Source organism: Rhodobacter flavimaris, from assembly GCF_021378075.1.
In the GTDB taxonomy this organism is placed as follows: domain Bacteria; phylum Pseudomonadota; class Alphaproteobacteria; order Rhodobacterales; family Rhodobacteraceae; genus Rhodobacter; species Rhodobacter flavimaris.
Map to the genome: position 1 here is coordinate 112,748 of NZ_JAJUOS010000009.1, position 24,579 is coordinate 137,326.

22 protein-coding genes and 1 pseudogene are annotated in these 24,579 nt (G+C 66.5%); 6 read left to right on the forward strand and 17 right to left on the reverse strand.

Annotated elements, in window-relative coordinates:
• Positions 1-8: 8 nt before the first annotated feature.
• The 8 genes from napH to ubiT all read right to left on the reverse strand — a co-directional run bounded on the left by napH (position 9) and on the right by ubiT (position 7,709).
• Positions 9-929: a quinol dehydrogenase ferredoxin subunit NapH gene (gene napH, locus LZA78_RS12590; RefSeq protein WP_233677291.1), complete on the reverse strand. Its 921-nt coding sequence runs from the start codon at positions 927-929 to the stop codon at positions 9-11.
• On the reverse strand, positions 926-1,741 hold the full coding sequence (napG, locus tag LZA78_RS12595; protein WP_233677292.1) for a ferredoxin-type protein NapG: 816 nt from the start codon (positions 1,739-1,741) through the stop codon (positions 926-928). The genes napH and napG overlap by 4 nt, the downstream gene beginning before the upstream one ends.
• Positions 1,742-1,768: 27 nt before the next feature.
• The gene (gene napA / locus LZA78_RS12600; protein ID WP_233677293.1) at positions 1,769-4,252 is read right to left on the reverse strand and encodes a nitrate reductase catalytic subunit NapA; all 2,484 of its coding nucleotides are present in this window, start codon (positions 4,250-4,252) and stop codon (positions 1,769-1,771) included.
• Between the two features lie 16 nt (positions 4,253-4,268).
• On the reverse strand, positions 4,269-4,529 hold the full coding sequence (locus LZA78_RS12605) for a chaperone NapD (RefSeq protein ID WP_233677294.1): 261 nt from the start codon (positions 4,527-4,529) through the stop codon (positions 4,269-4,271).
• The gene (locus LZA78_RS12610) at positions 4,523-5,023 is read right to left on the reverse strand and encodes a ferredoxin-type protein NapF (RefSeq protein WP_233677295.1); all 501 of its coding nucleotides are present in this window, start codon (positions 5,021-5,023) and stop codon (positions 4,523-4,525) included. Before LZA78_RS12610 ends, LZA78_RS12605 begins: the two co-directional genes overlap by 7 nt.
• 321 nt (positions 5,024-5,344) lie before the next feature.
• Positions 5,345-6,247 carry a ubiquinone anaerobic biosynthesis protein UbiV gene (ubiV, locus tag LZA78_RS12615; protein ID WP_233677296.1) on the reverse strand — a complete coding sequence of 301 codons (903 nt, stop codon included), beginning with the start codon at positions 6,245-6,247 and terminating at the stop codon, positions 5,345-5,347.
• A gap of 2 nt (positions 6,248-6,249) precedes the next feature.
• A complete protein-coding gene (ubiU, locus tag LZA78_RS12620; protein ID WP_233677297.1) occupies positions 6,250-7,227 on the reverse strand; it encodes a ubiquinone anaerobic biosynthesis protein UbiU in 978 nt (325 codons plus the stop codon).
• Positions 7,227-7,709 (reverse strand): ubiquinone anaerobic biosynthesis accessory factor UbiT, encoded by a 483-nt coding sequence (ubiT, locus tag LZA78_RS12625; RefSeq protein WP_438811077.1) that lies wholly within the window; start codon positions 7,707-7,709, stop codon positions 7,227-7,229. The genes ubiU and ubiT overlap by 1 nt, the downstream gene beginning before the upstream one ends.
• On the opposite strand from ubiT, the gene LZA78_RS12630 reads away from it, so the two are divergent.
• From LZA78_RS12630 to LZA78_RS12645, 4 genes are all read left to right on the forward strand, one after another.
• Positions 7,644-7,847, forward strand: a complete 204-nt coding sequence (locus tag LZA78_RS12630; RefSeq protein ID WP_233677299.1) for a hypothetical protein — start codon at positions 7,644-7,646, stop codon at positions 7,845-7,847. The two genes, ubiT and LZA78_RS12630, sit on opposite strands and share 66 nt — an antisense overlap.
• A gap of 62 nt (positions 7,848-7,909) precedes the next feature.
• Positions 7,910-9,418 carry a UbiD family decarboxylase gene (locus LZA78_RS12635; RefSeq protein ID WP_233677300.1) on the forward strand — a complete coding sequence of 503 codons (1,509 nt, stop codon included), beginning with the start codon at positions 7,910-7,912 and terminating at the stop codon, positions 9,416-9,418.
• Positions 9,415-9,981, forward strand: a complete 567-nt coding sequence (locus LZA78_RS12640) for a UbiX family flavin prenyltransferase (RefSeq protein ID WP_233677301.1) — start codon at positions 9,415-9,417, stop codon at positions 9,979-9,981. Before LZA78_RS12635 ends, LZA78_RS12640 begins: the two co-directional genes overlap by 4 nt.
• Before the next feature lie 2 nt (positions 9,982-9,983).
• Positions 9,984-11,108 (forward strand): NnrS family protein, encoded by a 1,125-nt coding sequence (locus LZA78_RS12645; RefSeq protein ID WP_255697452.1) that lies wholly within the window; start codon positions 9,984-9,986, stop codon positions 11,106-11,108.
• Here the strand turns inward: LZA78_RS12645 and LZA78_RS12650 are convergent.
• Positions 11,087-12,340 carry an MgtC/SapB family protein gene (locus LZA78_RS12650; RefSeq protein ID WP_233677303.1) on the reverse strand — a complete coding sequence of 418 codons (1,254 nt, stop codon included), beginning with the start codon at positions 12,338-12,340 and terminating at the stop codon, positions 11,087-11,089. The two genes, LZA78_RS12645 and LZA78_RS12650, sit on opposite strands and share 22 nt — an antisense overlap.
• 196 nt (positions 12,341-12,536) lie before the next feature.
• Between LZA78_RS12650 and LZA78_RS12655 the strand changes: the two genes are divergently transcribed.
• Together LZA78_RS12655 and LZA78_RS18055 are read left to right on the forward strand one after the other, a co-directional pair.
• Positions 12,537-12,803: a spike base protein, RCAP_Rcc01079 family gene (locus LZA78_RS12655; protein WP_233677304.1), complete on the forward strand. Its 267-nt coding sequence runs from the start codon at positions 12,537-12,539 to the stop codon at positions 12,801-12,803.
• Positions 12,803-14,023, forward strand: coding sequence for a phage head spike fiber domain-containing protein (locus LZA78_RS18055; RefSeq protein WP_438811074.1), 1,221 nt, complete (start codon positions 12,803-12,805; stop codon positions 14,021-14,023). Before LZA78_RS12655 ends, LZA78_RS18055 begins: the two co-directional genes overlap by 1 nt.
• A gap of 135 nt (positions 14,024-14,158) precedes the next feature.
• On the opposite strand, the pseudogene LZA78_RS12660 reads toward LZA78_RS18055, so the two are convergent.
• The 8 genes and pseudogenes from LZA78_RS12660 to LZA78_RS12695 all read right to left on the reverse strand — a co-directional run.
• A pseudogene (locus LZA78_RS12660) lies at positions 14,159-15,169 on the reverse strand (glycosyltransferase); the annotation flags it as partial.
• On the reverse strand, positions 15,147-16,265 hold the full coding sequence (locus LZA78_RS12665; protein WP_233677306.1) for a hypothetical protein: 1,119 nt from the start codon (positions 16,263-16,265) through the stop codon (positions 15,147-15,149). The gene LZA78_RS12665 and the pseudogene LZA78_RS12660, both read right to left, overlap by 23 nt.
• Positions 16,262-17,137 (reverse strand): sulfotransferase, encoded by an 876-nt coding sequence (locus LZA78_RS12670; protein WP_233677307.1) that lies wholly within the window; start codon positions 17,135-17,137, stop codon positions 16,262-16,264. The genes LZA78_RS12665 and LZA78_RS12670 overlap by 4 nt, the downstream gene beginning before the upstream one ends.
• On the reverse strand, positions 17,134-18,414 hold the full coding sequence (locus tag LZA78_RS12675) for a lipopolysaccharide biosynthesis protein (protein WP_233677308.1): 1,281 nt from the start codon (positions 18,412-18,414) through the stop codon (positions 17,134-17,136). Before LZA78_RS12675 ends, LZA78_RS12670 begins: the two co-directional genes overlap by 4 nt.
• The gene (locus LZA78_RS12680; RefSeq protein ID WP_233677309.1) at positions 18,411-19,187 is read right to left on the reverse strand and encodes a WecB/TagA/CpsF family glycosyltransferase; all 777 of its coding nucleotides are present in this window, start codon (positions 19,185-19,187) and stop codon (positions 18,411-18,413) included. Before LZA78_RS12680 ends, LZA78_RS12675 begins: the two co-directional genes overlap by 4 nt.
• Before the next feature lie 89 nt (positions 19,188-19,276).
• Positions 19,277-22,321 (reverse strand): efflux RND transporter permease subunit, encoded by a 3,045-nt coding sequence (locus LZA78_RS12685; RefSeq protein ID WP_233677310.1) that lies wholly within the window; start codon positions 22,319-22,321, stop codon positions 19,277-19,279.
• The gene (locus tag LZA78_RS12690; RefSeq protein WP_233677311.1) at positions 22,318-23,361 is read right to left on the reverse strand and encodes an efflux RND transporter periplasmic adaptor subunit; all 1,044 of its coding nucleotides are present in this window, start codon (positions 23,359-23,361) and stop codon (positions 22,318-22,320) included. Before LZA78_RS12690 ends, LZA78_RS12685 begins: the two co-directional genes overlap by 4 nt.
• Positions 23,358-24,389 carry an efflux RND transporter periplasmic adaptor subunit gene (locus LZA78_RS12695; protein ID WP_233677312.1) on the reverse strand — a complete coding sequence of 344 codons (1,032 nt, stop codon included), beginning with the start codon at positions 24,387-24,389 and terminating at the stop codon, positions 23,358-23,360. The genes LZA78_RS12690 and LZA78_RS12695 overlap by 4 nt, the downstream gene beginning before the upstream one ends.
• Between the last annotated feature and the right edge of the window lie 190 nt (positions 24,390-24,579).

Here is a 24,579-nt window from a genome sequence, read left to right on the forward strand (position 1 = left end):
GTAGGATCTCAGGCGGCACGCGTTTGCTGTGCCGGGGATTTGCGGGCTGCCTCGTCGCGGCCCGGAGCAGGGGCCTTGTCGAAGCGGTTGGTGAAGCGGAAGACATCGACCGAGCAGACGTCGATGCATCGACCGCAATTGGTGCAGTCGGGCGACAGGATCAGAGGAGTTTCCTCGGTCTTGCCGCGCAGGGCGGGGGTGATGACATGCATTTCGGGGCAGACGGCAAAGCAATCCATGCAATCGTCGCATGCCGCGCGGTTCGTGGCCGAGACGCGCAGCAGCGCCTTGCTGCCGACAAGGCCGTAGAAGGCGCCGACCGGGCAGAGGTGGCTGCACCAGCCGCGGCGCGACACGAACAGGTCGAACAGGAAGACGCCTAGGACGAGCGTCCAGCCAAAGCCCATCCCGAAGACAAGCCCGCGCTGAAGCATGGTGATCGGGTTGATGAACTCCCAGGCGACGGTGCCGGTTGCGGCCGAAACGATCAGCAGCATCGCAAGCAGCCAGTAGCGGGTCGATTTCTTCGGCTGCCAGCCTTTCTGGACGCCAAGCTTCTCATGCAGCCAGTGCGCACCATCGGTGACCGGGTTGATCGGGCACACCCACGAGCAGTAGACCCGCCCGCCGATCAGCGCATAGGCGGCCAGCACGATCAGCGCGCCCAGGATCGCGGTCATTTCGGGCCAGTGCCGCGCGACGATGCTTTGCAGGAGAACAAGCGGATCGGTCAGCGGCAGGGTGTCGAGCGTCAGCGAGCCGGCAAGGTTGCCCTTGACGATCCATAGCCCGAACCAAGGGCCGATCAGGAAGATGCCCAAGAAGAACGCCTGCGACAGGCGCCGCAGCAGCAGCCATTTATGTGCACCCAGCCAGCCCTTGGTGGCAACGGCTTCGGCACCGGTCGGGAGTTTGGTTTTCTCGCTCATTGGCTTGCCCCCGGCATCTTGAAGGCGGGCTCAAAACCACCCGGTGCGGCAAGGTTGTCGGTGCCGGGGCCGGGCAGGCGGTCGGGCAGGTCGATGATGCCTTCGACCACCGGGCCGCCTTTTTCCTGCATTTCTTCCCAGCCGAGGCGGTAATGCTCGCCCAACTGGCCGCGGGCCAAGCGTTCGGGCAGCACCTTGATGGCGGCCTCGGGCAGGACGCAGGATTTCTCGCATTTGCCGCAGCCGGTGCAGTAGTCGGCATGAACGGTCGGCATGAACATCGCATGGTGGCCCGAGCGTTCGTTATGTGTCAGGTCTAGCGTGATCGCCTCGTCGATGACGGGGCAGACGCGGTAGCACACGTCGCAACGCAGGCCGAGCGCGTTGAGGCAGTTCTCGCGGTCCACCAGAACCGCGATACCCATGTTGGCCTCGCCGATATCCTCCAGCGCGGGGTCGAGCGCGCCCGTCGGGCAGGCTTTCACGCAGGGGATGTCCTCGCACATCTCGCAGGGGATGTCGCGGGCGGTAAAGAAGGGGGTGCCGGTGGCCGGGCCTTCGCCCAGTTCGGCCAGCGCCAGCGTGTCATAAGGGCAATCGCGCACGCATAGCCCGCAGCGGATGCAGGCAGCAAGGAAATCACCCTCGGGCAGCGCGCCCGGCGGGCGCAGGGCCTCGGCCGGAAGGGCGCGAGCCTGTCCGGCATAGGCGCCCAGAAGAGTGCCCGCCACCGCGCAGCCCGCCGCAGCGCGCGCAGCATCCAGCAGGAAGCGACGGCGGTCGATCGGTTTGGCTTTGACGGCGGCGGGCATCACTTGTCTCCTAGGGAGGGACGGGCGTTAGACCCGTTCCACCTTCACGGCGCATTTCTTGTAGTCGGTCTCTTTCGAGATCGGGCAGGTCGCGTCGAGCGTGAGCTGGTTGACCAGCTGGCTCTCGTCGAACCAGGGCATGAACACGAGGCCTTTCGGCGGCTTGTTCCGGCCACGGGTTTCGACGCGGGTTACGATCGAGCCGCGACGGGTGCTCACGCGGACTTCCTGACCCCGCTTGAGGCCACGCTCGGTGGCGTCATCGGGGTGCATGAAGACCACGGCCGACGGGAAGGCGCGGTGCAGTTCCGGCACGCGGCGGGTCATCGACCCCGAGTGCCAGTGTTCCAGAACGCGACCGGTCGAGAGCCACAGGTTGAACTCTTCGTCCGGGCTTTCCGCCGGCGGTTCGTAGGGGGCGAAGATGATCTTGGCCTTGCCGTCCTTCTGGCCGTAGAACTTCACGCCCTCGCCAGCCTTGACGTAGGGGTCGTAGCCCTCGCGGAAGCGGTAGAGCGTTTCCTTGCCGCCGACGACCGGCCAGCGCAGGCCGCGGGCCTGGTGGTAGGTGTCGAAATCCGCAAGGTCGTGGCCGTGGCCGCGCCCGAAGATCGCGTATTCCTCGAACAGGCCCTTTTGCAGGTAGAAGCCGAAGTCCTTGGATTCGTCGTTGTCGAAGCCCGCGTAGGTGTCGGTCAGCGGATACTTGTCCACGACGCCGTTGGTGAAGAGCACTTCGTACAGCGTCTTGCCCTTCAGTTCGGGCTTCTTGTCGAGCAGTTCGGCCGGCCACACCTCATCGGTGGTGAAGCGCTTCGAGAACTCGACCAGCTGCCAGACGTCCGACTTGGCCTCGCCAGGGGCGGCAACCTGCTGGCGCCAGAACTGGGTGCGGCGCTCGGCGTTGCCATAGGCGCCTTCCTTCTCAACCCACATGGCGGTGGGCAGGATCAGGTCGGCGGCCATCGCGGTGATGGTCGGGTAGGGGTCGGACACGACGATGAAGTTTTCCGGGTTGCGATAGCCCGGCCAGCCTTCCTCGTTCATGTTCGGCGCGGCCTGCATGTTGTTGGTGCACTGCACCCAGTAGGCGTTGATCTTGCCGTCTTTCAGCAGGCGGTTCTGCAGCACGGCATGGGCGCCGATCTTTTCGGGGATGGTGCCTTCCGGCAGGCCCCAGATTTCCTCGGTGTGCTTGCGGTGATCCTCGTTCGTCACCACCATGTCGGCGGGCAGACGGTGGGCGAAGGTGCCCACTTCGCGCGCGGTACCGCAGGCCGAGGGCTGACCGGTCAGCGAGAAGGGCGAGTTGCCCGGCTCCGAGATCTTACCGACCAGCAGGTGCACGTTATACATCAGCGAGTTGACCCACGAGCCGCGGGCGTGCTGGTTGAAGCCCATCGTCCAGAGCGACATCACCTTGCGGTTCGGGTCGGCATATTGCTGGGCGAGCTTGAGCAGCTTGTCCTTCGGCACGCCCGACAGCTCGGCGGTGTAATCAAGGGTGTAGTCCGCGACCATCGCCTTGTAGGCCTCGAAGTCGATCCCCTCCATCTTGCCGGTGGTCTTCGGATCGACGCCTTCCTCAAGCTTGTGGGTCGGGCGCAGGCCGTAGCCGATATTCGTCTGGGTTTTGGCGAAGTTGACGTGATTGTTCACGAAGTCCCAGTTCACCGCGTTGTTTTCAATGATGTAATTGGCGATGAAGTTGAGAATCGCGAGGTCGGTCTGCGGCTTAAAGATGATGCCATTGTCGGCCAACTCGAACGAGCGGTGCTCGAAGGTCGAGAGCACGTGCACCTGGCAGCCCTGCTTGGTCAGGCGGGTGTCGGTGAGGCGCGACCACAGGATTGGGTGCATCTCGGCCATGTTCGAGCCCCAGAGCACGAAAGTGTCGGCATGCTCGAGGTCGTCATAGCAGCCCATCGGCTCGTCGATGCCGAAGGTGCGCATGAAACCGGCCACGGCCGAGGCCATGCAGTGACGCGCGTTCGGGTCGATGTTGTTCGAGCGGAAACCCGCCTTCATCAGCTTGGCGGCGGCATAGCCTTCCCAGACCGTCCATTGGCCCGAGCCGAACATCCCGATCGCCTCGGGGCCCTTGGCCTTCAGCGTGGTTTTCCACTTCTCGGCCATGATGTCGAAGGCCTCGTCCCACGAGACCGGGGTGAATTCGCCGTTCTTGTCATAGACGCCGTTGGTCTTGCGCAGCATCGGCGAGGTCAGGCGGTCCTGGCCGTACATGATCTTGGACAGGAAATAGCCCTTGATGCAGTTCAGGCCGCGGTTCACCGGGGCCTCGGGGTCGCCCTGGGTGGCGACGACGCGGCCATCCTTGACGCCCACCAGAACCGAGCAGCCCGTGCCGCAGAAGCGGCAGGCTGCCTTGTCCCAACGGATCGAGTTGTCAGCGGCGGCCGCCGGGGTCGCCATTTGAATGCCGGCTGCCGAAGCGGTCGCTGCGGCGGCGGTGGCCTTGAGGAAGGTGCGGCGCGTGGTGTCGAGCGTCATGGGTCAGTCTCCCGGATCAGGAAAGGGTTGCAGGCGCGTCGTCTTCGAGCGCCTCGAAATGGTGGTAGGTGAGGGTCACGCCGATCACGCCCGGGATCTGGTGCATATCCATGATCAGATCAGAGGCGCGGCGTGTTTGAGTGTCCTCGACGGTCACGACGATCCGGCCCTTGTCATGGGCATGGACCTCGCTGCCTTCGGTCGCGTTCAGCGCCTCGATGACGCTTGCGGTCCGGTCGGGGGCCGTCTGGACGAGGCATCCGCAAATATTCAGCATTGGGCAGGCTCCGTCGGGTTGAAGGGGTGCAGGGCGATGGCTCCGGCGGGGCAGGGCGCCACGCAGGCGCCGCAGCCGGTGCAGGCGGTATCGTCGAACAGCGGTTGCGCCGAGCCGCCGGGCAACAGCCGGAAGCGGATCGCGCTTGAATCGCATTGGTCCTCGCAGGCGCGGCATTGCACACCGTTGAGCGAAAGGCAGTTGGGTTCGGCGGCGGCGCGCCACGGGAAGGGCTGCCCCGCGATCAGGGCGCCGGTCTCGCAGGCCTCGGTGCAGGCGCCGCAGAAGGTGCAGGCCCCGGCGCGCGGGTCGAGCACGGGATAGCCCTCGGCATCTCGCAGGATGATCTCTTCGGGGCAGGCGCGCGCGCAGTCGCCGCATTGGGTGCAGGCATCCTCGAACGCCATCGGCGCCAGCGCCCCGATCGGGCGCGGGTGCGGGCGCTCGTTGACCTTGCCGCGCAGGATCGCGCGCCGGGAAGGCGAGGAGGTCATCGGCTTGCGGGCTCCGGGGTGATTTGGTGACGCTATCTGAACCATGGGAATGTCCCTAGCATCGTGTCCGCATGATTCCGTTGATCTGCGTCAAAAAGCAAAATTGACTTTGAGGAAGAAATGAACTCTGCGGCGTGTTCCGTCGGGCGGGGCAGGATGGGTAGAACCGCTGACATGGCTTTGCTTTGTTGGCTTCGGAGCCCAAGGCGCTCGCTTTGTTCACCGGGATGATACCAACATGAAGATTGTCACACCTTGACCAAAGTCATTTGCGCGCCGCATTGCCGCACGCGCAAAAATTCATGCAACTTATTGAATTTATTATGCCGTCGATTCGGCTGACCAAGCCACGCCTCGCGCGCCGTCGATGAAGCCGTCGCTGAGGCGAACCTCGGGCGTCAGTTCGCTAACCTGTGCGATTGCGGCCTCGGGTGTGAGCGAACCCTCCAGAATCGCACGGTAAATCCGGCACAGATCCGCGAATCGCTGCGACTGGGGCGAGAGCCGCAGGGCTGCGACACCTGCGTCACGCAGCGCCTCGATCTGGTTCAGCGTGCAGGCATGCGTGTCCGAGAGCGTTTGCACCCCGTTGATTGCCAGGAAGGGCTGCTTGTCGAGCGTCTTGACCGGCCGGCCATCGGGGTCTTCCTCGCAGGCATATTGGCAATTGTCCTTGGGCCGCCCGTAGAGGCGCGAGTGGTAGCAGCGCCCCGAGATTGCCAGCGGCAGGCGCCCGTGGCCCCAGACCTCGATCTGGACCCCAAGCGATTTACCCGCCTGCGCGAGCACCCGGATCGAGGCAAGCGGAAGCTCGGGCGGCAGGCTGATCCGCGTGGCGCCCCGTGCGGCAAGCCAGGTCAGCGTGCCCTCGTTATAGACATTGACGAGCGGCCCGACCGAGAAAGCCGTGCCCTCGGGCAGGTATGCCAGCGCGGTCAGGTCGTTGATCTCGATCTCGACGCCCATCTCGGCCAGTTCCGCCATCAGCTTGCGCTCGCGCCGCAGGGTGATCAGGGCAAGGCTGGTCAGCGCGACCTCTTTGCCCGCAGCTTGAAGCGTTGCGGCGGCTTCGGGGATCAGATCCTGGTAGAACGGCAGGCGTTTCGAGCAGACCAACTCTCCCAAAACCACCCGGTCTACCGGGGCATCGACAAGATCGGCGTGAAACTGCGCCCAGAACTCCGGCTTCCAGAAATACTGCACGGCGCCGACGGTCAGTTCCATAGTCATCTCCAGGTCTTGCGATAGGCGCCGGTGGTATTGGCCTGGCCTTCGGACAGGCGCACCAGCATCCCCTCGGGCATGGCGCGCCCGGCGTCGAGCGCGTCCACCGCGGCGCGGAAGTTGCGCACCACCTGCGAGACATAGGACACCGAGCGTTGCCGCCCCTCGATCTTGAGCGCGGTGACGCCGGCTTTCTGGAGCTGCGGCATCAGCGCCTCGGCGTTCAGGCTGACCGGGTCTTCAAACAGGTGGCCGGTCTTGCTGCCCGCGGTAAAGCAGCCCTTGCACAGGGTCGGGTAGGGGGCGGGCTCGCCCTTGCCGACGCGGTGGATCGTGTAGCCGCCAAGACGCGCATCCAGCTGCCCGCCCTGTTCGTGGTATTCGACATGGCTTGCGGGCGAGCAGACGCCGTTCATGTTGGGCGACTTGCCCGTGGCGTAGGACGAAAGCGAGCAGCGCCCCTCGGCCATGACGCACAGGCCGCCGAAGACGAAAACCTCGGTCTCCACCTCGGTCTCGGCATTGATCGCGGCGATCTCGGGCACGGTCAGGACGCGCGGCAGTACCACGCGTTTTACCCCGAAGGTGCGGCCGTAAAAGTTGATGATATCGGCATTCGCGGCGGCGGCCTGCACCGAAAGATGGCGACGCAACTCGGGGAAGTTCTGATGCGCGAAGGCCAGTAGCCCGATATCGGCCAGAATGACCGCGTCGGCACGGCATTTCGCGGCATCGGCGACGGCACGATGCCACAGTGCCTCGTCCCCGGCGCGTGGATAGGTGTTGATGGCGATCAGGACCTTGGCGCCGTGATCATGGGCGAATGCGATGCTGTCGCGCATCTCGTCGCGGTCGAAATTCAGCCCCGGGAAGTTGCGGGCGTTGGTCTCGTCGGCAAAGCCGCAATAGACGGTATGCGCCCCTGCCTTGACCGCCGCGCGCAGTGCCGCCGGGGTGCCTGCCGGGCAGACGATTTCCATTACCAAGTCTCGATCTCCTCGTGTCGGCTGAGGGCAACGCCGGTGCGTCGCTCGCCGAATTCGGTCAGTCTGCGCACTAAGCCTGACGCAGGGCCAAGCGCCTCGGCCAGTTCCGCACCCAGATCCAGTTCCGCCGCGTCGATCGCATTGCGCAACGCCAGAACCGCCGAGGTATCGCCTTCGACGGTCAGATCGCGCGAGAAGAACAGTGCATCGCCGTCATAGGCGCCGTGAACCATTCCCAGTAGGGCCGCCAGGGGCCCTGCGATGCGTGCATCGCAGGGCTTGGGCTGGCGTGACAGCGCGACAAGGGGAGCGCCGCCACGTGGCTCGATCACGATGACGAAGGGTAGGTCTGTCGGATCGATCTCGAAGCGCGCATGGGCATGGGGGCCCATGCGGCGAAACATGGAAGGATGACTGCGCGCAACGCGGCGCGCGAGCCGGTTCAGGGCAAGGGCGACAGGGGCCAAGGGGGCCACGCGCAGGAAGCGCGCCGGAAGGCGTGGAAAGATGGGGATGTCGTCGAGGGGCTGCGACACGGGGCGGTCCTGATGGTCTGGCACCGGTCTCGGCCGGTCTGGGGCGTTGATAGCGCGGCGCGACTCGGGGCGACTTGACCATTCTCAAGTTGCCCGCATCGGGGCGCTGCTATGCCGCTTGCAACAGGAACGGATAGATGATGCGCGAACTCCCCCCCTTTCGCACGCTGCGCGATTTTCTCGACTGGTGTGCCTCCGAGAACCAGCTTGCCACGATCTCAGAACCGGTTTCGGTGCGCCATCGCATGACCGCCGTGCATCGCGCCGCGCTGGAGCGGGGCGGCCCGGTGCTGCGCTTCGATACGCCGGTTCTGGCGGATGGGAGGGTCTCGGGCATTCCGGTGGTCACCAATCTCTTTGGCACGCCCGACCGGGTTGCTGCGGGGCTTGGGGTGGGCGTTGAAAGCCTGCCCGATCTGGGTAATTTCCTTGCGGCCCTGCGCGCGCCCACCCCGCCCGAGGGGATGCGCGATGCGCTTTCGCGCTGGCCCATGCTACGCGCGGCGCTGGCGACGCGACCCAAGATGGTCTCGCACCCGGCAGTGCAGGAGATCGTCGAGGAAGGCGCGGCGATCGACCTTGGCGCCGTGCCCGTGCAAACGCACTGGCCGGGCGATGCTGGCCCCCTGATCACATGGCCTGTGGTGCTGACGCGCCCCTATGGCACCGAGGCAGACAGCGTGTCGCGCTATAACGCAGGGGTTTACCGGGTTCAGTTGATCGGGCGCGACCGGCTGATCATGCGCTGGCTGGCGCATCGGGGAGGGGCCGCGCATCATCGCGGTTGGGCCCGCGCGGCTGAGCCAATGCCCGTTGCCATCGTTCTTGGTGCCGCACCGGGGCTGCTTCTGTCCGCCGCGCTTCCGCTGCCCGAGACGGTCTCGGAGCTTGGCTTTTCCGGTGTGTTGGGTGGTGCCCGCCCGCGCCTTGCCCCGGCGCGCTCCGTTCCGCTTTTGGTGCCTGCCGACGCCGAGATGGTGATCGAGGGCTGGGTTTCGCCCACGGAAACCGCGCCCGAGGGGCCGTTTGGCGATCACACCGGCTATTATAATGCCGCCGAACCCTTCCCGGTCATGCAGGTCAGCGCAGTCACCAGGCGCAAGGATGCGCTTTATCTGTCCACCTATACCGGCCGCCCGCCGGACGAACCCGCGATCATCGGCGAGGTCTTCAATAAGCTCGCCCTGCCGACGATCCGTGCCCAGATCCCCGAGATTCGCGATCTTTGGTTGCCACCCGCCGCCTGTTCCTATCGCATGGCGGTCGTCAGCATCGACAAGCGCTATCCGGGGCAGGCGCGGCGGGTCATGATGGCGCTTTGGGGGATGCTGCCGCAGTTCAGCTATACAAAGGCAATCATCGTCGTGGATGATGATCTCGATCCCTCGAACTGGGACGATATCGCCTGGGCGCTGGCCACGCGGATGGACCCGTCGCGCGATGTCATGATCCTGAATGACACGCCGATGGATTACCTCGACTTCGCGTCTCCCCAGCCCGGCCTTGCGGGAAAGATGGGGATCGACGCAACGAACAAGATCGGCCCCGAGACCGCGCGCGACTGGGGTTCGGTGATGCGCATGGCGCCCGAGGACGAGGCCGCCGCGATGGATATCCTCGCACGCCACCTTCCGGAGGGAGTGCCATGAGCACGCTACGCGTTGTCCTGGGGATATCGGGCGCGTCCGGCGCAGCGCTTGGCCTTTGGGTCGCGCGCCACCTGCGCGTGCTTGGCGCTGAAATTGATCTGGTGACCAGCGCGGCGGCCGAGCGCACGCTGGCCACCGAATGTGGCCCTGAGGCGCAGGAGGAACTGCGTAGCCTTGTGGATCGCCATCACCCGATTGCAGATATCGGCGCGTCGATCGCCTCGGGCTCGGCGCCGGTTGCCGGTATGATCGTGGCGCCCTGTTCGATGCGCAGTCTCGCGGCCATCGCGCAGGGGCTGGACGACAACCTGCTCACCCGCGCGGCCTCGGTTCAGCTGAAGGAACGGCGCAGGCTTGTGCTGCTGGCGCGCGAGGCGCCGCTGACCCTTGCGCATCTGCGCAACATGACCTCGGCGACCGAGATGGGGGCAGTGGTGATGCCCCCGGTGCCAGCGTGGTATCTGATGCCCGAAAGCGTCGATGACATTTCGCGCCAGATCGCGGCAAGGGCGGTCGATCTGCTTGGGCTTGGGGCGCCAAGGGCGAGCGCCTGGACGGGCTGAGAATGACGGTCTTGTCAGCCCCTTGGCGGGCGCCCCACCTGAGCTTGTTTGCTCTGGCCGCGCTGTGGGCCGCCGTGGCACCGATGGTCTGGGTGCTCAATGTGGGTGGCTGGCCCGCCGATCCGGTCGCATGGCACCGGCATGAGCTGATGTTTGGCATGGGTGGCGCGGCAATCGGAGGCTACTTGCTGACCGCAGCCTCGCATTGGACCGGGCGACGGTTCGCGCCGGGGCTGACGCAGGCCGTGGTTGCGGCATGGTGCGCCGCGCGCATCGGCTATTCAGCGGGCGCGGGCTGGCTCGGGTTGCTCTACCCGGTATTGCTTGCGGCGGTTCTTGTTCAGGCGGTTTGGGCCACGCGGCGCTGGCCGCGCCTGCCCATTGCCTCGATGCCGCTGGCGCTGTTTGCCGCAGAACTGGCAATGTTGAGCGGTCACGAACCCGACGCAACAACGCTGATCTTCGGCTTCGGCGCGCTGATCGCCGTGGTCGGAGGGCGCATCTTGCCCGCCTTCTTGCGCGCCCGTGTGGGGGATGAGAGCGGACGGGAATGGTCTTGGGTGAATGCCCTTGCCGACTCGACGGTGCTGGCTTTGCCGGTCTTCGCGGCGGTGGGTGTCGCGCCGGAAGTTGTTGGGGTCGCGACAATACTGGCCGCCTGCGCGCAAGTTCTGCGCATGGTGCGCTGGCCGATGCAGGCGGTCGCGGGGCAGGGCGATCTGATGCTTTTGCTGCTGGCTTGGGCGTGGCTGCCTGCGGGCCTCGCATTGGCGGGAAGCGAGCTTTTGTTCGAGGCAGGCGGCTCGTTGGGGCGCTACCTGCATATGCTGGCCTTGGGCGCGATGGGGGGCATGATCTTTGCCGTCGCCGCGCGCGCCTATATGCGGCGCGTGCCGGGGCGGCTGGTGCCCGGGCACTGGTTGCGTGTCGGGTTCGGTCTGGTCTGGCTGTCGGTTCCCTTGCGTCTTGTGCCGGAATTGCTGCCCGACGGGCTGCGCCTTTCGGCGCTGATCTGGTGCGCGGGTTGGGGGTGTTTTTTATGCGCGGCGCTGCCTGCCATCTGGTGCGACATCCCCCATCCGGTCCTGAGCGCGCGTCGCGCGGGTCAGACCCGAAGCATTACGTAATAGGCCAGCCCCCCTGCGAGCAGAGCGGCAAGCGTCGCGCCCCCCAGTGGCACCCAGAATTTGCGTGGACCGGCCATGGCGGCCAGAAACAGCCTTCCGAAGGCGTTCGAGCCAAGCGCAATCAGGATCGCAGTCGCGATCAGGTCGGTGGCAATCGGCCCGCCGCTCAGCCGCACCGCGCCCAGAACCGCGACATCGACGTCGAACATGCCCGAGAGGGCCGAGGTGGCCAGCAGGCTCATCTCGCCAAACCAGCCGACGACCGCGGCGTTCGCCGTCGAGACAATGGCGAAGAAACCGGCGAAGGCCAGCAGCGCGCGCAGCTCGAACGGGTTGCGAATGTCATCTTGCTCGACCGAAGTCGTGCCGTTCTGGGACAGCGCGAAGCCACCCAGGGCCGCCATCACCAGCGCCGCGGCAAGCGTTCCGGGCAGGATCTGCACCGCGACCTGCGGCGCGAGAAACCCCACGATGATGCTGACGCGCAGCAGCGAAACGGTTGCGGCCAGTGCTGCGGTCCCGGCTAGCCTGCGCGGGTAGGGGTTCGCGCGCGCCATCCGCGCCAGCGCCACGGTCACGGCGGTGGAGGATACCACCGCCCCGGCAAGGCCGCTTAGCAACAACCCGCGGCGCGGCCCGAGCATGCGCACCGCGATATAGCCTGCAAAGGAAATGGTCGCGATCAGGACCGTGAAGAACCAGATCTCCCACGGATTGAGTCCGCCCCAAGGGTCGACCGTGCGGTTGGGCAGCATCGGCAGCACGATCACGGTCATTACCGCCAGCACGACGGCGGAGCGCAGCTCGACCCAGGACAGTTTGCGCAACACCGCGTGCAACCATTCGCGGCTGGCCAGCAAGGCGGTCAGGGCGGCGCCCGCTGCGGCGGCCACCTGGTAGTCGCCCACAACCGCCAGCGCCCCCAGCCCGAAGACACCCAAGCCCGCCATCAGGCCGGTCGCGCTGAAGGTGTCCTCGTGCGTGGCCTCGTGATACTGAAACGCGCCGAACAGCAGCGCAAAGCCTAGGTAGGCGGCGGCCAGAACGATCGGCGCATCCATCGCCGCGCTGAGGGCGGCGAAGATCCCGCCCAGAAGGCCGAAGATTCCGAAGGTGCGCAGTCCGGCAGTGCGGCTGCCCTCGGGCTGATCGCGCTCGCGCCAGCCGCGTTCGAGCCCGACCAGCAGGCCGATCGCTAGGGCGACGGCAAGTCTCAGGATCGTGTCGGTCATCTCGTGTCCTCGGGATGGCACATGCCTGTAACAAGCTAGACAGCCAGCGCAGGCGATAGTCAACGTGGCCAAATGACAGGGTTTTTTGTCGGGCGCATGGCAGCGAACGCTCCGTTCAGGGAATATCCAGCGGTTTTCTCAAAGATTTGTCGCGCAAGGCCCTTGGGCCGATGGATCAAGAATCGAGGAACCGACGATGCGTAACCCCTTCGAGAATCGCACTCCGGCGCTGCATGGCCCCGCGCTGGACATGGTGCCTGTGACCCCCGCGGATGCGGCCGATCTGGGCGATGTCGCCTCGGCGCTTTATGTGGAAACCGGGGGCGCGGTCAGCTTCGTGACGCTGGCGGGCGCGGTGCGCACCGTCTCGGTCGCCGATAAGTCGATCCTGCCGGTCGCGGTTCGGCGTGTACGGGCCACGGGCACCACGGCCAGCGGCATCTTCGCGATGGTGCATGTCTGATGCTCTTTCCCGGTCTTTCCCTTGCGGCCCGCGCGGTGGCGCGGCGCGGCTCGACCGTGCCGAAATGGTTGATGCCCTATTTGTCGAGCACCGGGGCGGTGCCGTCCCTTGTGCTTGACTATCCAGCAGGTCTTTACGCGGTAAACGGGCAGCAGGTCGCGCATCCCGTCACCGGGGCGCGGCTTGGCCCGCGCGCTGTAGATGGGCTGGGGCAGGGCTTGATTGTCGATCCGGCGCGCAGCAACCTCGTGACGCAATCGGTTGCGACGACGGCGGGTTGGACGATCATCGGCAGCACGCAGCGCACCCAGTTGACCGAGAATGCCCACGGCCTGTTTCCGGGCCTTGAGGTCGTCTCGGAGGGCCAGAACTGGCACCGCATCCAACCGCCGCCCGGCAATCTCGCGGCCAATGTTCCCTATGCGGTGTCGGTCTGGTATCGCGCCGGAACCTCCGGGCGCATCCGTGGCATTCTTTACAGCGGGGCGACCAATCCGGTGACATCGGTCGCGCTGGCTGGCGCGGCGGGCGCGGTGACGCTGAATACCTCCTCGGGCGCGACGATCTCGAATATCGAGAACCTCGTGCTGGGGGGCGGTTATCACCTGCTGCGTTTCGTGATGGTGCTGGCCAGCGCGGTCAGCGCCAGTGCCTTCGGGCTCGGGCCTGACAGCACGGTTTCGGGCCAGAGCGTCATCGTTTACGCGATGCAGGTCGAACAGGCCGCCGCGCCGAGCGGATACATCGGCACCACGGGCAGCGTCGCGGCGCGCGCGGCCGATGCGGCGGGACTGGCGGGCAGCGGATGGCTTTCGTCGGGCGAGGGGACGCTGCTGCTGCGCGCGCGCCTGCGTTGCGCGGGCGAGGTACCCCTGGCGCGCCTTTCCGGGGCGGCGAGTGCGCTCGATTTCTATCGCACCGAGGGCGGGAAGCTGCGGGCGCAGCTTGGGGGGGCGTCGGGTCTGACGCTCGACAGTGCGGCCAGTGTCGCAAGCCACAGCGATGTCGCCATTGCGCTTGGCTGGTCGGGCAGCGGCATGTCGCTGTGCCTGTCGGGCGGCGTCGTCGGGACGGTGAGCGGGGCGATGTCACCCGCGCTTAACCGGCTGGACTTCGCGGTGCCGGGGGTGGGGGCTGGCGCAGGCCCCGCCCAGATCCGGGCCGCCCGGTTCTTCCCCAAGCGCCTGAGCAGTGCCGAGCTTCAGGCCCTGACCGTCTGATCGGCGGCGGCGTTCCAGCGCCTCGGCATAGCAGCGTTCAAGCAGCGCCAGGTTGGTGTCGTCGGTATAAGCCAGTTCATACTGCCGCCGTGCAGCAGCAGATAGAGGGCCCGGATCGGCCCCGTGGACCTCGCGGACCTTGTTCGCGAGGTCTTGCGTATCTCCGGGGGTGAACAGGGCACCGAGTTCCGGGGTGACGATCTCGGCGGCCGCTCCGATCCGCGCGGCGACGATGGGCAAGCCCGCGGCCATCGCCTCGACCAGCGTCATCGGAAAGCCCTCATACCAGATCGAGGGGAACACCAGCAGCCGCGCCTGCGCCATGCGTTGCAACACCGCGTCGCGCGGGAGGGGGCCGATAAAGGTGACATTGCCCGGAGCTGCGCTGCGCAGGGCCGCATCAAGCGGTCCGCTGCCGATGACGGTCAGCGGGATCTCCGGTATGGATCGCCACGCGGCGATCAGGCTCGCGACGCCTTTTTCGGGTGAGAGCCGCCCGACGAATAGCGCGCCCTCGCGCGCGTTCGCAGGCGGGATATCCGCGCGCGCCACGAAGTTCGGTTTCACGAACAGCCGGTCGGCTGGCAGCCCGCCCCGGACGAAAATCTCGCGGCTGAACCGGGTAAGGACGATGAAGCGGTCGATTTGTTCTTGCCAGTCACCCCGCGTGGCGCGTTGCATCGCCATAAGTGTGGCGGAGCCCGGCAGCGAACCGCGATAGCAGCGATGCACCAAGGCGGTGGTGCGGCTGCCTTCAAGGCAGTCGGTGCAGGGCTTTCCATCCCTCAGAAACATCGCATTGGCGCACAGCAGGCGGTAGTTGTGCAGCGTCTGCACCACCGCCGCCCCGGCCTGCCTTGCCGCCCCATGCACGGCAGGCGACAGGAGCGGGAAGAAATTGTGCACATGCACGATCTGCGCCTGCGTTTCGCGCACAAGGCCCGCCACCTGCCTTGCCGCGTCGCGGTTATGGGCTACGCGCACCAGCGCCCCGAAGCGCGCGCCGACCCCATCGATCTGCTGGTTCGAGACATGGTGCAGATGCACTTCATGCCCCGCGCGGCGCAGCAGGGCGATTTCGGCCTCGACCACCGCATCCTCGCCGCCACGCTGACGATAGGCGTTATGCAGAACGAGGATCTTCATCCGGCACCCGCAGCAGGGCGATCGCGATCACCCAGTAATAGAAGTAGGTCAGCACATTGTCGGTCAGGAAGATCAACGCCGTATAGGTGGCGATCCCGCGCGCCGCCGGTGCTGCGCGCGCCATGCGCTGAAATGCCCAGAAGGCGCCGACAAGGCCCACAAATCCGTAATCGCTGTGTAGCCGCAGGATATCGTTATGCAGCAGCGGGAAATGCTTTTGCGCCAGATCGGCGCTTTCCGTCAGGAACCGGGTCGAAAACCCCGGCCCGTGACCGACGAGGCTGCTGAATATGCTCGCATGCGCCCCAAGCCAGTCCTGGAACAGCAAGGTCGCGAAATAGCGCCCCGAGGAGACCTCGTCGGGCGAAAGCGATAGGCCGAAGAGCGATTGCGCGAGGGCGGAGAGGTGTTCATAGACCAGCGTAGAATTCAGGCCGCATAGGAAGACCGCCGCGATCAGGGCCGCGCGTAAAACCGCGCCCAAGCGTGGGAAACGACCGGATTGCAGCACCTCCAGCACGATCACGATAGCCAGTGCGAGCAGGGCAATGCGCTTGAACATCAGCACGCTCAGCAAGAGGCTGACCAGAAAGACTCGCCGCCTCCCGCTTGCCCAGGCGTGGATCGCCACAAGCGGCAGGGCCAGCCCGAGCGAGCTTTCCCCCGCCGTCTGCGCCGAGCGCAGCAGATCGAATCCGGCAAACAGGCCCGCCGCGCTGCGCAGCCAGGTGACCAGCGCAACGCCTCCCCCGGCGATCAACAGCGCGATCGGGAACCGATGCGGAGTTTCGAAATGCAGCGTCAGCACAAGCAGGGAGGCGGCGACGAACAGGGCCTCATGCACTCCCACGCTGCCGTTGGGCAAGGACAATGGCAGCCAGAGCGCAAGGAAGCACAGGCCGATGAATGCAGCACCCCGATGCAAATCGGCGCGGCCGCTCGCCAAGCTTTCGGCGATGAAAAGCAGCGGGAAGGCATAGATCAGATCGCGCGCGCTGGCGTTTTCGGGCAGGCAGAAATAGACCGCAAGGCAGGCTGCGAACAGATAGAGGCTGCGCAGCGGCGGGGGCGCGGGGATGGCGCAGGCGACGGTCATGGTGCGCGCCCTTTGTCTTCGGGCTTCAGCCGATAACCGTAGTGCAGTAGCAGCGGCGCGGTCAGCAAGGTGACCAGTAGGCGCCGCGTGCCACGAAACTCGGTCAGCCATCTGCGGTCCGGGGTGAGGGGCTTTTGCGCCGTATCGAAGCGCAGCGGGTTGCCCGAGACGGAGTGGACAAGCGCATTTCCCTCGGACGGCACGAAGGCGCGACCCTCTGCCAGATCCTCGTAGCGCAAGAGCTGGTAGCCCGGGGTTCTGGCGAATAGCCGCGAGGTCGCGAGGTTGATGAACACCCAGTCGAGCGCCGCACGCAGCGCGCCGATCCGGGGCATGTATTCCTCGGCCCAATGCACCTCGGGGCGGCGTTTGGGCTGGCCCCAGGAATGCGCGACGGCGCGGCTGTCGCGCATGAGGTGCAGGATCGTTGCGTCGGGTGCCAGTTCGCGGATCAGATCGACATGGGCGGGGTCTTTCGAGCTGTCGATGATGACATCCCGCCCCGAGACGGCGGTGATCGCCGCGTAGATCCGGCGCAGGATGGCCAGGTATTCGGCACGATCTTTCGCATAGCGCGCTGAGGGCAGCCGGATCAGCCGCCGGAGCATAAGGATGCGGTGCCGCTCGACCCGTCGGCGCAGGGCCTCGACCCGCGCGGGGGCCAACCCGTCGGGGAAGGCGCTCACGATGACCTCGGCCCAGAACGGGCATTCGGGCGTGGGGCGGCCGCAGGCGCACAGCTCGCCGCGCATCAGCCCGCGCGACCAGAGGTACTTCATCTCGCCAACCGCGATGCCGCCCTGCGCTGCGATCATCTGTTCCAGAACGGTGCTGCCCGAGCGCCCGCTGCCCGCGATGCAGATGATCCTCATGGTGCGGCCTCGGGTCTTTGGGCGGAGAGCGCGGTGCCGATCATCGCGCCAAGCGCCCCGGCGATCTGCCCGAGAACAGCCGCGACGGCACCAAGCAGCGGCAACAGCGCAAGCGTCACGCCGAGCGAACAGGCCGCGCCGATGGCCGTCGCACGGGTGATGGCTTGCGGGCGGCCGAGTGCGAGGCTCCAACTGGTAAGCGGCAGTCGCAGCAGAACGATCAGGTTGAGCAGGCAGTAAAGCAGCAGTTCCGCCGAGATGCGCGGCACCTCAATCTGCATCCAGCGCGTGGACAGCATTGGCCACAGCGCCAGCAGCGCCGCCACGGCCAGGGCAAAGAGGCCGACCAAGCCAAGGGTTACCCGCAGCAGGGCGCGCCGCATACCGTGGGCGCCAAGTGTCGCATGGCTGCGCGTGGCGATTGAGGGCGCGATCTGGGACAGCGCGTTGAAAGGCAGCGCCAGCAGGTTCGTCACCTGCTGTAGCGCGCGCAGAAGGCCAAGCGCACCATCGCCCAGGATCGCTCCGGCGATCAGCAGCGGGGCGTTGCCCTGCACGGTCTCAAGCAGTGTCGTCGGCAGCATCCAGCGCGCGAGGTGCCAGAGCCGCGGGCCGACATGGCGCGCAAACCGGGCGTGCAGCGTCGCGCGCCCGAACAGCACAAGGCCCAAGGCCACGCCCACGCCGTTGCCCAGACACAACGCCCATAGCGCATGGGCCGTCGTGACCGTATGTGCCGAGAGCACTAGCAGCGCGATCGCGCCGATCTGCGTGGCATGGCGCAGGGCGTCCATGGCGGCTGCTGCGCGGGCACGCTCGAACACCAGAATGTGGCGGCGCAGGGCATCGGCCAGATTGCCAAGCAGGTTGGCCAGCGCCAGTGGGAGTGCGGCCTGCGCCGCCCAGGCATAGCCCTCGGCCCGCGCCACAAGCATGATCCCGGCGAAAAGCGCCAGCGACGCGAAGCCGCCAAAGCCAAGCGTCAGGGCCAGCACCAACCCGCGAAACGCGACAAGCGAGGTGGCGCGCAGCCTCGGCCCAACCAGCGCGAGCGGCGTCAGCAGCACCGCCCCCAGCAGGTTGCGCAGGATCATCAGCGTAATGAAGCACAGCGTGTAGCGCCCGAACCCATCCAGCCCCATGGCGCGCACCAGCAGGACCGATGCCGCGAAATTCCCCCCGCTGGTGACGATCTGCCCGACCAGAGTCCACCGCGCCTCGCGCGTTTGGCGCAAAAGACCCGCCCATGGCGCGGGGCGGCGCAGCGCCGCCATCATATCTTGTTCCCTGCGCTGCGCAGGATCAGCCAGACAAAGCGCGGCGCGAGGATGAGGTAGCGGCGCCACAACCGGCGCGGCTCGGAGATCAGTCGGTGAAGCCATTCGAGCCCCGCACGCTGCATCCAGCGCGGGGCGCGGCGCACGGTGCCGGCGTGGAAATCGAAGGCCGCGCCGACGCCGATCAGTGTGGCGGGCAGGGCCGTGACATGCTCGGCCATCCAGATGTCCTGCTTGGGCGAGGACAGCCCGACCCAGACGATATCGGCACCGCTTTCGCGTATCAGGCGGATGACCTCGGCGTCTTCCTCGGGGCTCAGGGGGCGAAAGGGCGGGCAATAGGTGCCGACGATGCGCGCGCCGGGGGCGCTGGCGCGAAACTCCTCGGCCACGCGCTCGGCCACGCCGGGTTTGCCGCCATAAAGGAAGTGCCGCAACCCGTCCTGCGGCGCCTCGCTCAGCATCTTTTCCATCAGGTCGGGGCCGCAACTGCGCGCAACGGCCAGGCCGCGACGGCGCCCGATCCACACCAGCGGCATCCCGTCAGGCAGGTTCATCGCCGCGCTCCGCGCGATCCGGGTCAGCGCCGGATCGTCGCGCATCGCCATCAGCGAGGGCACCTCGCGCACGCCCACATAGCGCCCTTCGCGGTCGCCGGCCCAGATGCGCAGGGCCCTTGCCGCCGTCTCAAGCGTGGTGACCGAGATCGGGATGCCCAAAACATCGTAGCTTTGCGCAGCATCGGCGGTAGGGGTAGGGCGAGTATCCGTCATTCAGGGCCGCGCAGCAGTTCGCTTTGCGCAACCTTAAGATGAATTATGTGGGCGACGCAATCGCCATGGTTAATTGAACGTGGAGGGCGTCAGCACTCTGCCTCGGGCTTCACCTTGAACACCGCGCAATACAGCGCGGGCGCGAAGAGCAGCGTGATCAGCGTTCCGGCGATGATGCCGCCCATCATGGCAAAGGCCATCGGCGCCCAGAACACCTCGCGCGAGATCGGGATCAGCGCAAGGCTTGCCGCCGCCGCCGTCAGCAGGATCGGTCGCGCGCGGCTGTCCGAGGCTTCGAACACCGCCTCCCAATGGGTCTTGCCCTTGGCCAGCAGCTCGGTCACCTCGTTGATCAGGATGATCGAGTTGCGGATCAGGATGCCGACCAGCGCCAGAACCCCGAGGATCGCAACGAAGCCAAGCGGCGCGCCCGCGGGCAGCAAGGCCGCCACAACACCCACCAGCCCAAGCGGTGCAACCGCCAGAACGATGAACATCAGCCGGAAGCTCTGCATCTGGATCATCACCAGCGTCAGCATGATCAGCACCATCAGCGGCACGACCTCGGTAATGGGGCCCTGACTTTCCGAACTCGTCTCGATCACGCCGCCCTTCTCGATGTGGTAGCCGGCGGGCAGGCGGGCGGTGATTTCGGCGATCTGCGGGTCAAGCTGCGCAACGATTGTCGCGGGTTGGTCGTTGCCACTTACGGCGGCCTTGACGGTGATCGTGGGGACGCGGTCGCGCTGGTGGATGACCGGCGGCTCCATATCCCATTCGAGGCGGGCGAAGCTGAACAGGGGAATCGGAATGCCCGCCGTGCTGGGGATCTGCAAGGATTGCAGCGAGTTGATCGAACTGCGGTCCGCCGCGGCTCCGCGGGCGATTACGTCGATCAGCGTATTGCCGCTGCGCAACTCGGTCACGGCGATGCCGCTGAACAGGGTTTGCAGGGCTTGCGCCACGTCCTTTTGCGTCAGACCCAACTGCCGCAGCCGCTCCTGATCAAGGATCACGCGGGCCACGCGGGCAGGCTCGCCCTGATCGAGCGCGATATTCGACAGGCGCGGGTCGGTTGCCATTAGCCGGGCGATGCCGCGCGCCTCGCGCAGCAGCAGGTCACGATCCGGGCCCGAGATGCGGAATTGCACCGGCTTGCCCACCGGCGGGCCAAGCTCCAGCGTCTTGACGAAAAGATCGACGCCGGGGATCTGCGCGGCGTGTTCGTTCAGCGCGGCGCGCAGGGCGTTCCGCTCTTCCAGCCCCTTCGACATGATGACGATCTGCCCCATGAAGGGCGCGGGCGTGGGCGCATCAAGCGACAGCAGGAAGCGTGGCGCCGAGCGCCCGACATAGGTCGTCCAATAGGCGGCCTCGTCGCGGGTCGCGAGCCAGTCCTCGATCCCGGCCATGGCCCGGCTGGTCTGCTCGATCGTGCTGTTCTGGCGCAGGTTGATATCGACCAGAAGCTCGGGCCGGTCAGAGGCGGGGAAGAACTGCTGCTCGACAAAGCGCATCCCGAAAAGCGACAGGCCGAAAAGCGCCACGGTGACGCCGATGGTCAGCCATTTGTGGTGCATCGCGGCCTGCAGCGCCACGCGGAACCCGCGCCGCAGCCGCCCCGCGCGATGTGCGTGATGCGAGAGTTTCGCTGGCAGGAAGGTCACCCCCAGAAGCGGCGCGAACAGCACCGCCACGATCCACGACAGCAAAAGCGAGATCGCCAGCACGTAAAACAGTGACAGCGTGTATTCGCCCGCCTGGCTTGAGTTCAGCCCGATCGGGATGAACCCCGCCACCGTCACCAGCGTGCCCGACAGCATCGGGAAGGCGATCGAGGACCACGCATAGGAGGCCGCCTTGCCGAGGCTCTCGCCCAGTTCCAGCCGTGCGATCATCGTCTCGATGGCGATCATCGCATCGTCCACCAGCAGGCCAAGCGCGATGATCAGCGCCCCAAGCGAGATGCGTTGCAGCGTCACCCCCATCATGTCGAGGATGACGAAGGTCATCGCCAGCACCAGAGGGATCGACATCGACACCACCAGCCCGGCGCGCAGCCCGAGCGAGACGAAGCTGACGAAAAGCACGATGGCCACCGCCTCAGCCAGCGCCTTGAGGAAGTGGTTCACCGACTCCTCGACCACCTTGGGCTGGTCGGCGACCTTGTTCAGCGTGATGCCGACCGGTAGTTCGTGCTGGATGCGCTCCATCAGTGCGTCAAGATCGGCGCCGAATTCCAGGATGTTCGCGCTTTGGCGCATCCCGATGATCAGGCCGATGGCATCCTGCCCATTGTAGCGAAAGATCGAGCTGCGCGGGTCTTCGTAGCCATCGCTGACCGTGGCCACATCGCCAAGCGTAAAGAACGCGTCGTTGACCCGCAGCGGCGTCGCCGCCAGCTCGGAGGCCGAGGCGAAACGCCCCGACAGGCGCACGGCGATCATCTCGTTGGCCGTTCGGATGATCCCCGAAGGCACGATCGCGTTCTGCGCCGCCAGCGTGTTCAGCACGACGGCCTTGTCGAGCCCAAGCGCCGCCAGCCTGCGGGCCGAGAACTCGACATGCACCACCGGGTCCTGTGTGCCGATCAGTTCGACCTTGCCGGTGTCACGCAGCGTCAGCACGGCCGAGCGGATATCCTCGACCCGGTCTTTCAGCTCGCGCGGGGTGAACCCGTCCGAGGTGATCGCATAGATCGTGCCATAGACATCGCCGAACCCGTCGTTGAACGAGAAACCCCCGAATTCCGCGGGAAACTCGCCGCGGATGTCGTTCATCATGTTGCGCACCTTGAGCCAGGTCTGGGTGACCTCCTCGCCGCGCACCTGGGGTTGCAGTTCGACATAGACGACGGCCTGGCCGGGGAAGGTTTCGGAGCGCGTGAACTTCAGCCGCGGCAATTCCTGCAGCTTCTTCTCGATCCGGTCGGTGACCTGCTCGCGCGTTTCCTCGGCGGTGGCGCCGGGCAGGGCAGCCGCGATGGTCATGATCTTGATGGTGAAGGACGGGTCTTCCTCGCGGCCCAGATTCATATAGGCCAGCGTTCCCGCCACCAGCGAGACGATGATCATGAACCACACCATCGAGCGGTGGCGCAGCGCCCAGTCCGAAAGATTGAAGCCGCCCATCATTGCTCGCGCTCTCCCAGAATCTCGCCCTCGCTGACCGAGTGGATGCCCCGGATCAGGATCTCGTCGCCCTCGCTCAGCCCTTCGCGCACGGTGACGCGATTGTCGATCCGGGCGCCGGGGGTGATGGTGACGCGCTCGGCCACGCGGCCGGAGGCGACGCGCCATACCGAGACCGTGTCGCCGGTTTCCAGCAGCGCCTCGACCGGCAGGGTCAGGATCGGGGTGCCGGGCTGATCCAGCCGGGCGTCAACCAGGGTGCCCAGGCGTGGCGGAGTAGCCTCGGGCGACAGGGTGATGCGCAGGCGGCGGTTGCGGATGCTCTTGTCCGCGACCGGCTCGATCAGCCGCAGGGTGCCGCCGATCGGGGCCGCGCCAAGCGTGCGGGGCGCGATCACGAAGCGCGCCTCGGGGCTGAGCAGGCCGACCACCTCTTCGGGGACGTCGATCACCGCCTCGCGGCCCTGATCGGTTGCCAGCATCAGAACCGGCGTGCCGGCCGAGACCTCAGCGCCGGGTTCGACAAAGATCGCGGTGATGACACCGCTGGCGGGTGCGCGCAGCGTGCCGAAGCGTTCGGCGTCAAGCGCGCGGGTCAGGTTGGCGCGCGCCGCGCGTAGGCTGCCCTCGGCGCTTTCGGCCTGCGCGGTTGCAGCCTCAAGTGCAGCCTGCGAGGCCACGTTGCGTGCGTGCAACTCGCGCGCGCGGGTCAGCGATTGCTGCGCGAAATCGAGCTGGGCCTGCGCCGAGTCCACTGCCGCGCGCGCCGCGCTGACATCCTCGCCTAGGGTGATCTGGTCGAGCGTCGCCAGCTCGTCGCCAGTTGCGACAAGGTCTCCCAGCCGGACCGGGCGGGTGGCGATACGGCCCGCGGTCTGGAAGGCCAGCGTGGTTTCAACCTTGGCTGCGATCTCGCCGGGATAGGCGCGCAGAGCCACGGCCTCGCGCGTCAGGATCTCCGACACGACCGGGCGCGGCTGATCGGCCAGAACGGGGCTGCAAAGCGCCGCGGCGAGCATCAGGGGCAGCAGGGGGCGGATCATGGCTTGCCTCCGGCGCTGGTGACAGTTCGGCCCGGATAAAGCAGCTGCGCGCCCGAGGTCACGACCTCGGCACCCGCCGCCAGCCCTTCTGACAGCTCGACCGAGCTATCGGTAAAGTGGTCGATCTTGACGGGTGCAAGCGCCACCTGCCGGGTCGCCGGATTGACAACCCAGACCGCAGGCCCGCCCTCGGCCCGCATCAGCGCGCCCGAGGGGACACCGATGGTTGCGGGCAGGGCGAAGGAAACCTCGCTTGCCACGGCGGCCCCAAGGCTGGCGCCAGAGGCGGGCGTGTCGAACCGGGCCTTGACCATGATGGTTCCCGATTGTCCGAAGATCATTGGCGAGATCTCCGAGATCGTCGCCGCCAGACGCCGGTCACTGCCGTCAAGGATGCGCAGCTGGATATGCTTGCCCAGCAAATCGTCGATCTCGGCAAAGTCGGGGGCGTGGAAAACGGCCTCTCCGGCGCCGTTGCGGGCAATCGTCAGAACGGTCTGCGTGGCGCCGACGATCTGCGCGGGCTCGGCGGCGCGCGCGATCACGATGCCCGCCGCCGGGGCGCGAATGACGGTGTCGCGGCTTGCCTGGCGTGCCTTGTTCAGCGCCGCCTTGGCCTGATCGCAGCCCGATTGGGCTGCTAGCAGCGCTTGCGTCGCCGAATCGAGCGCGGCCTGCGTCGCGGCCCCACGCTCGGTCAGGGCGGTGATGCGCTCCTGCGCCTGCCGGGCCTGAAGCAGCACCGCCTCGGCGGCGGCGAACTGCGCCTCGGCGGCGGCCTCGGCGGCCCTCGCCTGCGTGTCGTCCAGCCGCGCCAGTATCTGCGCCTGCAACACCTGATCGCCCACATCGGCGGCAATCTCGGTGATCCGACCGCCGCTGCGAAAGCCCACCGGCACCGCCTCGGCGGCCTCGACCGAGCCGGATAGCTCCACCGTCATCGCGGTGACGCGCGCCTGTGCTATGACGGTCTCAACGACAAGGGGCGTTTCGGCCCCCGCCGGAGGAATCGGAATGAGCACGGCCATCAGTAAAAATGATCTAACAAAACGCATATCGGCACCATATCGCCCCTTCGGGCCTTGCCACATTGCTCTGAATTTGGGGAGGGAAACAACTCCATCCCCGAATTCCGTGGCGTTACCCGAACCAGGGCAAGGCGAGGGTGCCATTTCGCGCCCGAGTTGCAAACGCGACAAATCGAACGTCCTTCGCAAA